A 15,257-nucleotide genomic window follows, 5' to 3' on the forward strand; every position below is an offset into this window, starting at 1 on the left:
CCTTTTGGGTATAATTACTACATACTTCTTAGTTTTTGATAAACTGAAGCGTTTTGCTTTCGTTGTCTTTTGTTATTTTAACAAAATAGACACCTGTTGTATAACCGGAAGTATTCACTGAAAGGTTGGCCTCTGTGCTGATAGTTTTGTTTTCAACAACTTGTCCTAAAGCATTATAAATGGTTAAGCTTTCAGGGAACCCATTCATGCCGTCAATTTTGATATTTAAAACATCTTTCGTTGGGTTTGGATATAATGTGATGCCTTGTAGCGAGTCAAAACTATCATTGCTTAATAGATTAATGGCAAAAGTTTTGCTTTCTCCATCACCAAAATCACCACCACTGGCAATAACAATTTCCTCAGGAGTTTTGATATCGTAATAACCATCACCCCAAGCACAGCAGATACCATCGCCAAAAACATCATTTATTTGAAAAGTATAACAATCGTTATTTGGAAGGTTCCATTGCTGTTGAATTAAAGGGCCTAGATTAGGATCCGTATCAAGATACGGACCTCCGAAATATAAAGTGTTACCCAATCCGTTTTTAAGTGTCCAAGTTATATCAGAACCATAATTATCTAATTGTAAACGGAAATTGATTAAATTGGATGCGTAGTTTTGAATAAGTTCTCCTTCAAAGTTTTTAGTAGCGGTATTGTTGGAAACTCGTTGATCTGTTGTGTTGTTTGCCGTTGCTACTGTAACAGTAAGCAGCCCTTGGGCAGTAGAATTTGGTAAAGTTATAGTTGCAAATTTATTGCTCAATAAATTTCCTGTCCAATTAACTACTTGGTTAGTGCCGCCATTAAAGTTGTAGTTTAGAGTTGCCGCAGTTAAATTAGAAGTACCACGGTTATAGAGTAATACTACTTTGTTGGTTCCGGTGCCGCATCCTCCGGTTTCACAACTGTTTTCAATTTTCACTTCTGCATCAATAGCGAACAGTGGAATTGCAACGTCTTTTGTTGAGGTCTTAAGCGAAGCTCTTCTTGCTGCATTGTTCATAATTACTACCATTCTGTCTTTTTGGTTTTGGGTAAAAATGTTCATGCATAAATCATCGGAATAGTCCATATAATTTTCTACCATATCAGTTGACGTACAAGAGACATGACCAATTGCACAACCAAAATTGGGAGCATCAGATAAAGGCGTGTCTACACAAAAATCATCTACACCACAGCCACCATCTCCCCAGATATGACGTAATCCTAACCAGTGGCCTACTTCATGAGTCATGGTGCGACCTCTGTTGTAGGGAGCACTTAGTAAGAAACTACCATCGTTGAAAGCAATACTTCCAAAAAAGTTATAGTTGGCAACAACACCGTCAGTAGTTGCTAAACCACCATTTGTATTAAGACCCGGCAGACCTGATCCGTCAGGAAATTGAGCAAAACCCAATACATCATTTTCTACAAAGTTTACTACCCACATGTTGAGGTATTGTGTAGGGTCCCAAATGGTTGCCGGTTTTACAATAGTATTCACTTCGCCATTGGTGATATTTCCAATCTGCCATGCAGTTTTACAAAGGTTCACTCTATCAATACCATTTGTTGGATTTCCGTTAGGATCAACTTTAGCGAGAGCAAATTGAATCTGCGTATCTGCACCAGCAGGATTGTTGTTAAAGCCGGGTGTTCCGGTAATTCTTCTGAAATCTTGGTTTAACACCGTAATCTGAGATTCAATTTGACTGTCTGTAATGTTAGGGGCCACACCTACGGGCTGTCCGTTGTGAATTACGTGAACCACAACCGGAATTGTGATGATGCTTCCGGATTGTGAACTTACAGCTTGTTGGGCTTTATATTCTTGAATTTTTAATTCAAGAGCGGCTTCAAATGCTTCTTTAGAATTAGCTCTTGCGTTTTGATTTCTCTGAAACTCTTCATATTCATCAGTTAAACATCTTATGTATCCTTCCGGAGATATTTTATCGGCTGAAATTTCTTTGCCAAAAAATGTGGGTTTTGATTGAACTTCTCTTTGTGCAGTTACGGAGTTTATACCCAAGCATAAAAAAGCTAGGCATACGAAAGTATTTTTAAACATCAAATAAAATTTTCGCAAAAATACTTTTTTTTTTAAAACAGCCTAAAATTAACTTCAATAAAACACTTTTTTTAAGAATAATGTGGTATTTTTTAATTATTGTGAATTTTTAGCTTATTTTCTTTTGAAGAGGATATCATAAAATATATATTTGTAGTAATTAATATCATCAAAATGAAAAGACTATTACTCCAGATCACAGTATTTCTCTTTGCTTGTACCGCAGCATTTTCACAAGAAAATTTATGGATGCAGACTGATGAGAATCGGTTTTCTATTTTAGAAAAAGTAGAAAGATCATCAACATTAACATCTTATGATGTTTATTCAATGGATTTAAACACATTGAAGTCACAATTAACGGGTGCACCAAATCGTATGCATGCCTCTGCAAACTCGACATTATTGTTGCCTTTTCCGAATGCGAAAGGTGAAATACAAGAATTTAGAGTTTATGAAGCCTCTATTTTGCATCCTGACTTAGCCAATCAATTTCAGGACATCAAATCATATGTAGGATTTAGCACAACTGATCGTACTGCAGTGATTCGATTCAGTACTACTGTTTTTGGATTTCATGGTATGATTTTGTCTAGTGAAGGAACTACGTTTATTGATCCTTACACGACAGATAGAGCTAACTATGTGGTTTATTTTAAAAGTGCCGCACAAACCGATAGGCTTTTTGAGTGTATGGTTGAAGATGTTGAGGAAAGAATGCCTGAAGTGGCATATTTTTCACCAAAAAACGCACAGTCGATTGAAAGTAATACAGGGATATTCAGAACCTATCGATTGGCTTTAGCTTCAACAGTAGAATATTCCCAGTTTCATATCAATCAAGCAGGTCTGGCTGGTGGTACACTTGCACAACGTCAGAATGCTGTTTTGGCGGCGATGAATGTTACCATGAACCGAGTAAATGGAATTTTCGAGAGAGATATGTCATTAACGATGCAAATTATTCCTTTCAATACGGCGATTATCTTTATAAATCCTGAAAATCCAGATACGTTATCGAATACGAGTAGTATGATTAATCAAATTCAGGAGGTTATAGATAACGCTATTGGTTTTTCAGAATATGACATTGGTCACGTATTTAGTACAGGTGGCGGAGGAATAGCCTCTTTAAACTCACCATGTACGGTGAATAAGGCAAGAGGTGTAACAGGTTCTTTTGCACCTGTTGGAGATCCTTTTGATGTTGATTATGTAGCTCATGAAATGGGACATCAATTTGGAGCAACACACACTCAAAATAATAGCTGTCAACGCACTGCAGCAACGGCTGTAGAACCGGGTAGTGCAAGTACCATTATGGGTTATGCCGGTATTTGTGCACCTAATGTTCAAAATAATTCTGATGCTCATTTTCATGCCGTAAGTATGGCTCAAATGGATAATTTCGTTGCCGGCACCGGAAATTGTTCAGATAATATAGGTAACAACAATGCGGCTCCGGTAATTCAACCGTTATCGAATTACACGATACCTATCAGTACACCGTTTGTGCTTACAGCTGTAGCTACAGATGCTAACAATGATGCATTGACCTATTGTTGGGAACAGATTGACAATCAGGTTTCGCAACAGCCACCACTGACTATAAACACAGAAGGACCTAATTTTAGGTCGTTACCACCAACAACATCCGGAGCCCGTTATTTTCCTGCTTTGCCAACGGTTTTAACAGGAGCAACAGATTCAACATGGGAAGTGGTGCCGTCAGTTTCAAGAAATTTAAATTTTGCAGTTACTGTTCGTGATAATAGAACTCCAAACGGCGGACAAACGGCAAGAGCAAATAACACTATAACCACAACCGCAGCTGCAGGTCCATTTGTTGTTACAGCACCCAACACTCTAGTTTCATGGCCGGCCGGTTCTAACCAAACAGTAACATGGAACGTAGCGGGAACAACTGCAAACGGAGTGAATACACCACTTGTTGATATCTATCTGTCTACAAATGCAGGATTTAATTTCCCTATTTTATTGGCAAGTCAAGTGCCAAATGACGGCTCTGAAATTATCACTGTGCCAAACACGGTTGGGTCCTTAAATCGCATCATGGTTATGGGACATGGCAATGTTTTTTATGATGTGTCAAATGTAAATTTCAACATTACAGCGGCACCAAGTTCAATGGCAATTGGTTTTTCAGGAGTAGCAGGAGAGCAGAACAAATCAGAGTGTAGAGGAAATACAATAACTTATACTTTTCCATATACTACTTTTGGAGGCTATTCAACGCCTACTACTTTTAGTGTAACGGGTCAACCAACAGGTTCAACGGTTACATTTACACCTAACACTTTATCGGCTAATGGAACAGTTACCATGCAAGTAGAAACAACCGCATTGACTCCTATTGGTTTTTATACATTAGCGGTTACAGCCACTTCAGGAGCTCAAACCAGAACGGTGAATTTTTATCTTAATTTAGCTGAGGGAGGATTCGGACCCGTTGTTTTACAGTCACCTGCAAATGGTGCAACAGGAGTAAATCCTAGTAATGTTCCATTTTCATGGACAAGTTCAGCCGGAGCAACAGGATATGACATACAAATTGCAACTGATTCTAATTTTACCAATATTATAGAAACCGGTACTTCTGCCTCTGCAAGTTATACGGCTTCAAGTGTTACTAGTTCAACAACACTATATTGGAGGGTTAGACCAAAAAATGTTGCCTGTGCGGGTAATTATACAACAGCCTCCTCATTTAGCACTATTTTTTGCGGTACTATTGCTTCCACAAATGTACCGGTTGCTATTCCTGTAACAGCAGCAACTGTATCTTCTACACTTACGATACCTACAAATCAAAACGTAACCATTCAAAAAGTTACGGTTAATTTACAATTAACACATACCTGGATGAATGATTTGATTGTAACGCTTATCAGTCCAACCGGAACTCAAGTTCAATTAATGAATAGAGAGTGCGTGAGTAATCCGGCCTTTCAAAATGTTTCGGCAACTTTTGATGATGGAGGGGCTGTAGCAGTGTGTCAAACAGCACCTAATCCTGCTTTATCAGGGGTGATTTTACCGGAACAACCATTAAGTGCTTTCAATAATCAAAATTCACAAGGGTTGTGGACATTGCAAGTTCAAGACGTATTTGATCAAGATGGGGGAGCTATAGTTAATTGGAGTTTGACTATTTGTAGCATTAATGCACCTTTGTCAATTGAAGACACTAAAGTGTTTGATTTTAATTTGTATCCGAATCCAAGCAATGGAACGTTTACCTTGCAAATGGATAATACGAACGGAGAACCTGTTGATGTATCCGTTTATGACATGAGAGGAAGAATTTTGTTTGACGCTACTTATAATACTGTAGGTGCGATGGATGAAACTATTCAATTACAAAATGTTCAAACAGGTGTTTATTTAGTTTCAGTTAAGTCAGGAAATGCTAAAGAAGTAAAACGAATTATTATAGAATAATAGCCGTTATATAAAAGTAAAAGGGTTGAAATGTTTTATTTCAACCCTTTTTTTATTTTGCAGTTCCCGAAAATGAACTTATAATTTGAGGCACTTCCTTACTAATAAAGGTACTCTGTATTTCAAAACCAGCTGTTGTTTTTTTAACTTGAAGTGTACCTGAATTTACTTTAAAAAAACCGGCTTGACCTTTGCAATAACAATGTCTTCCAAAAATCATTTTTGTTTGTTGTAACGCTTCGTTTTCAATTGTTAAGTTGGTTTCATTAGCGTTAATTTCAAAATATACTTCCTCAATATGTTGGCCGTCTTGAACATCTTCCGGTACATTTCGTTTGTATTGATAATGAAAAACATGAGTGGCTTCATTATCACTAAGAGAAAAGTATAAACTACCTAAATCGTCGGAAAGTACATTTAGTTTTTTATTTTTTAATACTACAAGGGTACATGTTCCGTCTTCAGGACATTTTTCAAAAACAATGTCTTTGTTCTCAATAGCACAGGTATTTGTGCTTTTACAGCTTAACAGGCTCACCAGCAAGGAGGTCAAAAGTAGTTTTTTCATGATGTTATTTTTTTGAAGAAGTCAAAAGTAATGCCATTTTATTTTCCATTAAAATCATTCATTGTGTTTTGTAAACCTGCTAATACAAAAGAGTGTATAACATCTGAGGCTATTGTTAAGCGTTCGGGCAAAAGATTTTTTTCTTGTTCGTCCCATTCTCCTAAAACATAATCTACTTGTCTTCCTTTTTTGAAGGCATCACTGATTCCAAATCGAAACCGAGGATATTCCGTTGTGCCAAGACTACTTTGAATGCTTTTTAAGCCATTGTGTCCTCCGTCGCTCCCTTTGGCTTTAATTCGAATTGTTCCAAAACTTAAATTCAAATCATCGGTTATAATCAAAACATTTTCCTTGGCTATATTTTCTTTCTCCATCCAATAATGAACCGCTTTTCCACTAAGATTCATGTAAGTGTTTGGTTTAAGAAGCAACACAGTTCTTCCTTTTGTTTTGAATTGTGCAATTTCACCCAGTTTTACGGTTTCAAAAGGGACGAGTTCTTTTTTAGCTAAAAATTCAACAATTTTAAAACCTATATTATGGCGTGTATTTACATAGTCGGCACCGATGTTCCCTAGTCCGACAATTAAGAATTTTTTCATATCCGATGGTGTAGCGGTTTTAGAAGATTTAAAAAAAGAGGTAATCCAATTGCTCATGATGCAAAAGTACAAAAGTTTCTATTGTCAACTTTAATTAGTTTGTCAAGGTTAAAAGCGAAATAGTTAGCATAAAAAAAGCACCGGCGTAAACCGATGCTTTTTGTATTGCTAAAAATGAAATTATTTTTTCTTTTTTGCTCCACCTTTTTCTGCTTTTGCAGCTTCTTGAGCGGCTTTCATAGCTGCACGAGAGATTCTCACTTGAGCAACAACAGTGTTGTCAGGGTGAATTAATTTGAAATTATTGGCAACCAATTTGGTTACATATAATTTGTTACCCATTTCTAATTCAGAGATGTTCGCTTCTACAAAGTCAGGAAGGTTTTTTGGTAATGCTTTTACTTTTAAACGACGTTGGTTTAAACGCAATACACCACCGGCAAGAACACCTGGAGAAGTACCTGTAACTTTTACAGGAATTTCCATTGTGATTTCTTTGTCGTCTTTTAATTGGTAAAAGTCAACGTGTAAAATTTTGTCAGACACCGGGTGTACTTGAATGTCTTGAAGAATAGCATCTGCTTTTTTACCATTTTCCAATTCAATCACTACTGTGTGTGCGTTTGGAGTGTAAACCAAGTTTTTAAATGCTTTTTCTTCTGCAGTAAAATGTACTGGTTGATCTCCTCCGTAAATAACGCAAGGAACCATTCCAGCATCACGTAAGGCCTTCGTTGCCTTTTTGCCTACGCTTTCTCTTTCTGATCCTTTAATCGTAATCGATTTCATTGTAAATAATATATAGTTAATAAATAAAAATTCGTTGTCTGTTGTCTGTTATCTGTTGTCGGTTATCTGTTGTTGGTTGTCAGTTATTTTTATATGCCAAATTACTGATTACCTTTCACCGATTACCCATCGCCATCCAAAAACCTACATTAAAAATTTTCCACTAATGGAATTGTTGTGTTGTACCATCTGCATTACTTCTGCAAAAAGCGGTGCACAACTCACCACTCTTATTTTGTTTGATTCTTTCTTTAACGGAATAGAATCGGTAACTATCAATTCGCTCAATTGCGATTTTTCAATTTTTTCGTAAGCATCACCGGATAAAATAGCATGCGTACAAATGGCACGAACACTTAAAGCTCCTTTTTCAATCATTAGGTCAGCTGCTTTTGCTAATGTTCCTCCGGTATCAATCATATCGTCTACCAAAATTACATTTCTTCCTTTAACCTCTCCGATTAGTTCCATTGTGTCAATTACATTGGCTACTTTTCGTTGTTTGTAACAAATCACTACGTCTGATTCTAAAAATTTAGAATAAGCATAAGCTCTTTTTGAGCCTCCCATATCGGGTGAAGCGATTGTCAAATTCTCCAAATTCAAACCTTTTACATAAGGCAAGAAAATGGTGGAAGCAAACAAGTGGTCAACCGGTTTTTCAAAGAAACCTTGAATCTGATCGGCATGTAAATCCATGGTCATAATTCGGGTAGCTCCGGCAGTTTCTAGTAATTTGGCTACTAGTTTTGCTCCAATCGGTACTCTTGGTTTGTCTTTTCTGTCTTGTCTTGCCCATCCAAAGTAAGGAATAACCGGTGTAATATGTCGGGCTGATGCTCTTTTTGCAGCATCAATCATCAATAATAACTCCATTAAATTATCTGCACTTGGAAAAGTGGAACAAACAATAAAAACCCGTAATCCACGAATTGACTCTTCGTAAGAAGGTTGAAATTCGCCATCACTATAATGTGAGAACGTAACTTTACCTAGTGGGATGCCATAGTTTTTAGCTATTTGTTCCGCTAGATAGACACTTTGTGAACAAGCAAATATTTTTGCTTCCGGTTCGTTGTGTGACATTTTTAATTCGTTGTTATTACTCCGCTACGCTCCATACAATTCGGCTTCAGAATTCTACTAAAACAAAACATATGTAAACGCCTCGGGTGTAGTTAGTTAGTTGTGTGTCGCCGAAACGAGGTGCAAATTTAGAAATAAAAATCAACTTGTAAAGCAATTTTTGCACATTTTTCTTGAATGTATGTCAAAAAATTATTTACATTTGCACCCACAAATAAGCATCCTTGCCCGGATGGCGGAATTGGTAGACGCGCACGACTCAAACTCGTGTACTTAGGTGTGTGGGTTCGATTCCCACTCCGGGTACAAAACCTCTCAGAAATGGGAGGTTTTTTTATTTTTAAATTGAAAATTATGTATTATGTATATGCTTTATCAAGTTTAGAAAGAAATTATATCTATGTTGGCATGACTGATAATTTAGAAAGACGTTTTTGTGAACATAATTCAGGAAAAAATAAAACAACACAACCCTACAAACCATTTCAGCTTATTTATTTTGAAGAATGTGCAACACGAGCCGAAGCTCGAGTAAGAGAAAAATATTTTAAATCTGGAATAGGAAAAGAGAAGTTAAAAAGGATTAGGGATAATTTCAAAAATAATGACCCAAACACTTGTACTTAGGTGTGTGGGTTCGACCTGCCTGTCGGCAGGCGGGTTCCCACTCCGGGTACAAAACCTCTCAGAAATGGGAGGTTTTTTTTATTTTTAAATTGAAAATTATGTATTATGTATATGCTTTATCAAGTTTAGAAAGAAATTATATCTATGTTGGCATGACTGATAATTTAGACAGACGTTTTTGTGAACATAATTCAGGAAAAAATAAAACGACACAACCCTACAAACCATTTCAGCTTATTTATTTTGAAGAATGTGCAACACGAGCCGAAGCTCGAGTAAGAGAAAAATATTTTAAATCTGGAATAGGAAAAGAGAAGTTAAAAAGGATTAGGGATAATTTCAAAAATAATGACTCAAACACTTGTACTTAGGTGTGTGGGTTCGACCTGCCTGTCGGCAGGCAGGTTCCCACTCCGGGTACAAAACCTCTCAGAAATGGGAGGTTTTTTTTTGTTTGGTACAAAACTGAATTTTTACTTTTCTACTATATTTTTTTCACCACAAACGTCACAATTCCCCAAATGATTAATTGGTTTTCATCTGTGATTTTGATGGGTTCAAAAGCTTTATTTTCCGGCATCAAAAACATTTCTTCTCTGCTTACTTTAATTCGTTTTACAGTAAATTCACCATCCAACAAACATATAGCCACCTTGTTGTTTCGGGGCTCTAAACTTCGGTCGATAACCAAAATGTCACCATCGTCAATTCCGGCTCCCGTCATGGAGGTTCCGGAGGCTTTGGCATAAAAAGTAGCTTCCCTATTTTTGACTAAAACGGCATCCAGACTGATTTTGGTTTCATCAAAATCGGCTGCAGGAGATGGAAAACCGGCTTTGATTCCCGCTGTTATAAACGGAAGTTCAATTGGATTATCTAAATCAGGACGAAAAAAAGTAAGTTTATTTTTTGACATATTTTTTAACTGCAAAGTTTGCTAAGACGTCACAAAGTTCGCAAAATAAAGGATTAGTGACAATTTACTTTAAAAATATCGCGGATGTCCGTCGTGTATTTTGGTGAAAGTAAATTCTGTTTCATTTTCCAAGTGCGTTGCAAATCCTGATTGCCCAATCGTATTTTGCGTTCGCCGGTTTTCTTGTGAAAGGCATCCATCACTTCCATGATTTTTTGGTGTTTCGGATTTTCTTCTTCAAACAGATGAAATTGCTTTTGGTCTTGTGGAATAATTTGCGTGACAATCACTCCTGCTTTTTTGTAAATTTCGCCTTCTTCAAAAATTTCTTTCAACATTTTTACAGCTATTGCACTGATGGTAATACTGGAATTACTCGCAAAAGGCAAGGTTTCCATTTTATAAAAATTATATTTGGGTTTGTCGACTTTGTATTTGTCTTTTCGCAAATATAAAATTACGCCGTAGCAACAGGATTTTTGTTTGCGAAGCTTCTCGGCACAAACGGTAGCGAATGTAGAAACGCGTTCTTTCATTTCGTCAAACGTAGTGATGTTGCCGTCGAAACTTCGTGTGATGGCAATGTTTTTACGGTCTTTTGGTTCTTCGAGTTCTAAGACGGATTGACCTAATAATTCCAATCGCAAGCGGTTGCCCACCACACCCATTTCTTTTTTAATAAAGGCTTCGTTGTGTGGCAAAGTAAAATCGTAGGCGGTATGAATATTTTGTGCCTTCATTTTTTTGGTTAACCGATAACCGATGCCCCAAACGTCTTCGATTTTGGTCCATTTTAAACCTTTGATGCGTTTTTCTTCCGTGTCGATTACATAACTTCCTAAGGTTTGTTTTGGGAATTTTCGAGCTATTTTGTTGGCTACTTTTGCCAATGCTTTAGTTGGAGCGAAGCCAACAGAAACGGGAATGCTCAACCATTTCATCGTTCGCTTTTTCATTTCCAAACCGTAGTGTTGGTAATCCGGAATGTTCATGCCGTCAAAGTTGAGAAAAGCTTCGTCAATGCTATATACTTCAATGTTGGGGGTGAATTGTCCTAAGATGGCCATTACTCGACTACTCATATCGCCATACAACGCATAATTGGAAGAAAAAACGGTGATGTTTTTTTGCTTGAGTTCGTCGCGTATTTTGAATTCAGGTGCTCCCATTGGGATACCCAATGCTTTGGCTTCGTCGCTGCGGGAGATGATGCAACCGTCGTTGTTAGACAAAATAACAATGGGTTTTCCATTCAGTTGTGGTTGGAAAACACGTTCGCACGAAGCATAAAAATTGTTACAATCGACTAAAGCATACATGTGGTAAAGTTAGTGGATTGTTACTTTTTTTGGAAGCGAACGGATGTTAATGTTGATAAGAAAATAGAAGAAAGAAGAAAGAAGAAAGATAAACAGTTAACTGCAAGCGACAACCGATAACAGACAACTTATAACACCTTCTCATATGCTCGTCTCGGGCTTCCTCTAAAATGAACAATACCACAGAAAACAAAGCCTGATTTTTCAAAGATGTTCATCATGGCATAATTATCGTGGTTGGTATCGGCTTTGAGGCTATGAATATTGTTGGCTAATGAAAAAGCTTCGATATGTTCGATTATTTTTTTAGACAAGTTTTGACCGATATAGTTTTGAGCAATCGCCACGCGATGAAAAACAACAAAATCGTTATTGGTTAACCATTCGCCTTGCAGATTGTCATATTCCGGTTCGTCGTTGATTAAAACAGCTGAATAACCCACAATAATTTCACCATCGGTTAGCACATAACCAATTTCTTTTTCAATATCTTGTTGAATGATTTGTGGGTTGGGATAGCCGTCTTGCCATTGGTTGCTGCCGTCGGCTTTTCTTCGTAGAATGGCATTTTGTAAGATGGTCCAGATTTGTGGAGCATCGGAGCTGGTGGCTTTTCTGAATTGGTAGTTCATGGAAAGTTGGGTTCTGTTTACTAAGCAATAAGTTGTAAAGTTAGCAGAATTTTTACTGAAGCACAAATTGTGTTAGGGTTTGAAGTGGAAAGACTGAACCCAAAAAAATATTTTTAGATTTTTCTAATTATTTTAATCCGTGTTCTTTAAAATAAAAAAAACGTCTCGATTGCTCGAGACGTTAACCATTCATTCGGTAATCTAAATAATATATATTATTCGATCACAGCTACTTGAGCTGCTACTTTACCTTTTCTACCTTCTTCTTCTTCGTAATGAACTCTGTCACCTTCTTTAAGCTCTTCAGCTTTAATTCCGGTTGCGTGAACGAAGATGTCTTTTCCGGTTTCTTCATCTGTGATGAATCCATAACCTTTTGACTCATTGAAAAATTTTACTGTACCTGTACGCATTGTGTAATAAAAAAATAATTAATAATGGCCAAAGGTAGTCTTTAATTAATTACGAATGTTAAAACAATGTTACTTTTTTGTGAAAATTATTGATTTTCAGCATTTTCACCGTTTTTATTATCAAATTTAAAACTATAGTCTTCTAATTTCTTGTTTTTATATCGATGCCATAAAAAAATGGGCATAAGTACCAAAGCTGTAAGTAAAACGCCAATGCCTACCCATTTATCACCTTCTTGACCAACGGTATTTTTGATATAAAAGCCATAAGCAATGAAGCCAACGATGATGAAAAACAAGATGCGGATGACGTATTTCATAAGTTTATTTTAAATCTAATTTGATATGTAGTTCCTTTAATTGTGCTTCGTCAATTGTTGAAGGAGCATCAATCATGACATCGCGACCGCTGTTGTTTTTTGGGAAAGCAATGAAATCACGAATGGTTTCTTGTCCGCCCAAAATTGCCACTAAACGGTCTAATCCGAAAGCTAAACCTCCGTGTGGTGGTGCTCCGAATTGGAAGGCATTCATTAAAAATCCGAATTGATTTTCGGCTTGTTCAGGTGTGAAGCCTAATAAAGAGAACATTCTGCTTTGTAAATCACGGTCGTGAATACGGATGGAACCGCCACCGATTTCGTTTCCGTTTAACACCATATCGTAAGCATTGGCACGCACTTTCCCCGGTTCGGTTTCGATGAGTTGCATATCTTCCGGTTTTGGTGAAGTAAACGGATGGTGCATGGCATGGTAGCGTTGTGAATCTTCATCCCATTCCAATAATGGAAAATCAACTACCCAAAGCGGAGCAAATTCGTCCGGTTTACGCAAACCTAAACGAGTAGCAACTTCCATACGAAGTGCTGATAATTGTGTTCTGGTTTTATCCGCTTTTCCGGAAAGAATTAAAATTAAATCGCCGGGTTTGGCGTTGGTGATTTCGGCCCATTTTTTTAAATCGGCTTCATCATAAAATTTATCTACAGATGATTTTAGACTTCCGTCTAATTCGTATTTTACATACACCATACCGGTAGCACCGATTTGAGGACGTTTTATCCAATCAATCAAGGCGTCAATTTCTTTTCTGGAATAGGAGGCACAGCCTGGAACGGCAATTCCGACTACTAATTCAGCAGAATTGAATACCGGAAAATCTTTATGTTGAGCAACGGCGTTTAACTCTCCGAATTTCATGTCAAAACGAATGTCCGGTTTGTCGTTTCCGTAGGTTTTCATAGCATAATCGTAGGTGATTCTTGGGAATTTATCTACTTCAATACCTTTTATTTCTTTTAATAAATGACGTGTCAATCCTTCAAAAACATTCAAAATGTCTTCTTGTTCAACGAATGCCATTTCGCAATCGATTTGTGTGAATTCCGGTTGACGGTCGGCACGCAAATCTTCGTCTCTAAAACATTTTACGATTTGAAAATATTTATCCATTCCTCCCACCATCAATAATTGTTTGAAGGTTTGCGGCGATTGTGGTAACGCATAAAATTGTCCTTCGTTCATTCTACTTGGAACGACAAAGTCTCTTGCTCCTTCGGGAGTTGATTTAATCAAATAAGGCGTTTCAATCTCACAAAAACCTTGTTTAGACAAATAATTTCGAACTTCCATCGCTACTTTATGACGGAAAATCAGGGAATTTTTTACCGGATTTCTTCGAATATCTAGGTAACGGTATTTCATTCGAATGTCTTCGCCACCATCGGTTTCGTCTTCGATGGTAAAGGGTGGAAGTTGAGCTGCATTTAAAATCGTTAATTCAGAAACTAAAATTTCAATATCTCCGGTGGGAATGTTTTTATTTTTTGCTTCGCGTTCGATTACAGTTCCTTTCACTTGAATCACAAATTCGCGACCCAATGTTTTAGCTGCTTCAAAAACGGATTTTTCAGTACGGCTTTCATCAAATATTAATTGAGTGATTCCGTAACGGTCACGTAAATCTACCCAATTCATAAATCCTTTGTCACGCGATTTTTGCACCCATCCGGCTAAGGTAACTTCTGTATTGATGTGCGAACTGTTTAATTCTCCGCAAGTATGACTTCTGTACATTTTGATTCGAAATTTTTTGAGTTGCAAAAGTACTATTTTGTTTGAAGAATTTTGGTTTTTTTTTTGAAAAGCCATTAGCCAATAGGCAATAGCCAAAAGTAGTCTATGTAATAGTAAAGATTGTTACAGCTAAAAAATCATTTATATACATATGCTACCTCAAAACTTTTGCCTTTTGGCTATTGGCTCTTGCCTTTTCAATTTTCCAATGTTAAGTTTTCATCTAATGTTACCAAATTGTTACCAAATTGTTTTTTTATTGTGAATTAATTTATACATTTGTTGTGTTAATGTTAACCTACTTAAAAAGAAAGAATATGAAAAAGTTATTTATTGCAGCAATGCTAGTAGTTTCAGGGGTTATTTCAGCACAAGATGCTAATGTAAAACATGAGGTAGTTGATCAAATGGTAAAATCTACATTTTATCATGACAATGGTCAAGTGAAACAAGAAGGTTTTTATAAAGACGGAAAAGTTCACGGTCAGTGGGTTTCTTATGATGTAACGGGTAAAAAAGTTTCAATGGGTCAATATAATGAAGGAAAGAAAATCGGAAAATGGTTTTTCTGGACAGGAGTTGAACTTACTGAGGTAGATTATTCAGACAGTAGAATAGCTCAAGTGAAAAAATGGTCAGAAGGAGCTGTTGTAACAGTTACCAAAAACTAACCAACTTATTTAAATTTTAAAAAGCTGT

General features: G+C 36.8%; 15 protein-coding genes and 1 tRNA gene. 5 read left to right on the forward strand and 11 right to left on the reverse strand.

What is annotated here, in order from left to right; all coding sequences use genetic code 11:
* Nucleotides 1-28: 28 nt before the first annotated feature.
* Nucleotides 29-2,026, reverse strand: coding sequence for a M43 family zinc metalloprotease (locus IEV15_RS03345; protein WP_229734086.1), 1,998 nt, complete (start codon nucleotides 2,024-2,026; stop codon nucleotides 29-31).
* 213 nt (nucleotides 2,027-2,239) lie between these two features.
* Between IEV15_RS03345 and IEV15_RS03350 the strand changes: the two genes are divergently transcribed.
* Nucleotides 2,240-5,527: a zinc-dependent metalloprotease family protein gene (locus IEV15_RS03350; protein ID WP_188361092.1), complete on the forward strand. Its 3,288-nt coding sequence runs from the start codon at nucleotides 2,240-2,242 to the stop codon at nucleotides 5,525-5,527.
* Nucleotides 5,528-5,579: 52 nt separating this feature from the next.
* Here the strand turns inward: IEV15_RS03350 and IEV15_RS03355 are convergent, their stop codons facing one another.
* The 4 genes from IEV15_RS03355 to IEV15_RS03370 form a co-directional block, all read right to left on the reverse strand.
* The gene (locus IEV15_RS03355) at nucleotides 5,580-6,095 is read right to left on the reverse strand and encodes a hypothetical protein (RefSeq protein ID WP_188361093.1); all 516 of its coding nucleotides are present in this window, start codon (nucleotides 6,093-6,095) and stop codon (nucleotides 5,580-5,582) included.
* A gap of 38 nt (nucleotides 6,096-6,133) precedes the next feature.
* Nucleotides 6,134-6,757 carry an aminoacyl-tRNA hydrolase gene (gene pth, locus IEV15_RS03360; RefSeq protein ID WP_188361094.1) on the reverse strand — a complete coding sequence of 208 codons (624 nt, stop codon included), beginning with the start codon at nucleotides 6,755-6,757 and terminating at the stop codon, nucleotides 6,134-6,136.
* Nucleotides 6,758-6,880: 123 nt separating this feature from the next.
* A complete protein-coding gene (locus IEV15_RS03365) occupies nucleotides 6,881-7,489 on the reverse strand; it encodes a 50S ribosomal protein L25/general stress protein Ctc (RefSeq protein WP_188361095.1) in 609 nt (202 codons plus the stop codon).
* A gap of 144 nt (nucleotides 7,490-7,633) precedes the next feature.
* A complete protein-coding gene (locus IEV15_RS03370) occupies nucleotides 7,634-8,575 on the reverse strand; it encodes a ribose-phosphate pyrophosphokinase (RefSeq protein ID WP_188361096.1) in 942 nt (313 codons plus the stop codon).
* A gap of 226 nt (nucleotides 8,576-8,801) precedes the next feature.
* Here IEV15_RS03370 and IEV15_RS03375 point away from each other — a divergent pair.
* The 3 genes from IEV15_RS03375 (at nucleotide 8,802) to IEV15_RS03385 (ending at nucleotide 9,573) form a co-directional block, all read left to right on the forward strand.
* Nucleotides 8,802-8,881 (forward strand) — tRNA-Leu (locus IEV15_RS03375).
* Nucleotides 8,882-8,929: 48 nt separating this feature from the next.
* Nucleotides 8,930-9,202, forward strand: a complete 273-nt coding sequence (locus IEV15_RS03380) for a GIY-YIG nuclease family protein (protein ID WP_188361097.1) — start codon at nucleotides 8,930-8,932, stop codon at nucleotides 9,200-9,202.
* Nucleotides 9,203-9,300: 98 nt separating this feature from the next.
* Nucleotides 9,301-9,573 (forward strand): GIY-YIG nuclease family protein, encoded by a 273-nt coding sequence (locus tag IEV15_RS03385; protein WP_188361098.1) that lies wholly within the window; start codon nucleotides 9,301-9,303, stop codon nucleotides 9,571-9,573.
* A 113-nt stretch (nucleotides 9,574-9,686) separates the two neighbouring features.
* On the opposite strand, the gene IEV15_RS03390 is transcribed toward IEV15_RS03385, so the two are convergent.
* The 6 genes from IEV15_RS03390 to aspS all read right to left on the reverse strand — a co-directional run bounded on the left by IEV15_RS03390 (nucleotide 9,687) and on the right by aspS (nucleotide 14,558).
* Complete coding sequence (locus IEV15_RS03390) at nucleotides 9,687-10,118, reverse strand: LexA family protein (RefSeq protein WP_188361099.1); 432 nt, start codon at nucleotides 10,116-10,118, stop codon at nucleotides 9,687-9,689.
* Between the two features lie 53 nt (nucleotides 10,119-10,171).
* Entirely contained in the window at nucleotides 10,172-11,437 is a 1,266-nt protein-coding gene (locus IEV15_RS03395) for a Y-family DNA polymerase (protein WP_188361100.1), read from the reverse strand.
* A 128-nt stretch (nucleotides 11,438-11,565) separates the two neighbouring features.
* Nucleotides 11,566-12,069, reverse strand: coding sequence for a GNAT family N-acetyltransferase (locus tag IEV15_RS03400; protein ID WP_188361101.1), 504 nt, complete (start codon nucleotides 12,067-12,069; stop codon nucleotides 11,566-11,568).
* Nucleotides 12,070-12,284: 215 nt separating this feature from the next.
* Nucleotides 12,285-12,482, reverse strand: a complete 198-nt coding sequence (locus IEV15_RS03405) for a cold-shock protein (protein WP_188361102.1) — start codon at nucleotides 12,480-12,482, stop codon at nucleotides 12,285-12,287.
* A gap of 86 nt (nucleotides 12,483-12,568) precedes the next feature.
* Nucleotides 12,569-12,802, reverse strand: a complete 234-nt coding sequence (locus IEV15_RS03410) for a hypothetical protein (RefSeq protein WP_188361103.1) — start codon at nucleotides 12,800-12,802, stop codon at nucleotides 12,569-12,571.
* Between the two features lie 4 nt (nucleotides 12,803-12,806).
* Complete coding sequence (aspS, locus tag IEV15_RS03415) at nucleotides 12,807-14,558, reverse strand: aspartate--tRNA ligase (protein ID WP_188361104.1); 1,752 nt, start codon at nucleotides 14,556-14,558, stop codon at nucleotides 12,807-12,809.
* Nucleotides 14,559-14,875: 317 nt separating this feature from the next.
* Between aspS and IEV15_RS03420 the strand changes: the two genes are divergently transcribed.
* Nucleotides 14,876-15,229, forward strand: a complete 354-nt coding sequence (locus IEV15_RS03420; protein ID WP_188361105.1) for a toxin-antitoxin system YwqK family antitoxin — start codon at nucleotides 14,876-14,878, stop codon at nucleotides 15,227-15,229.
* Nucleotides 15,230-15,257 lie beyond the last annotated feature (28 nt).

It is taken from the genome of Flavobacterium orientale (genome assembly GCF_014638005.1).
Lineage (GTDB): Bacteria > Bacteroidota > Bacteroidia > Flavobacteriales > Flavobacteriaceae > Flavobacterium > Flavobacterium orientale.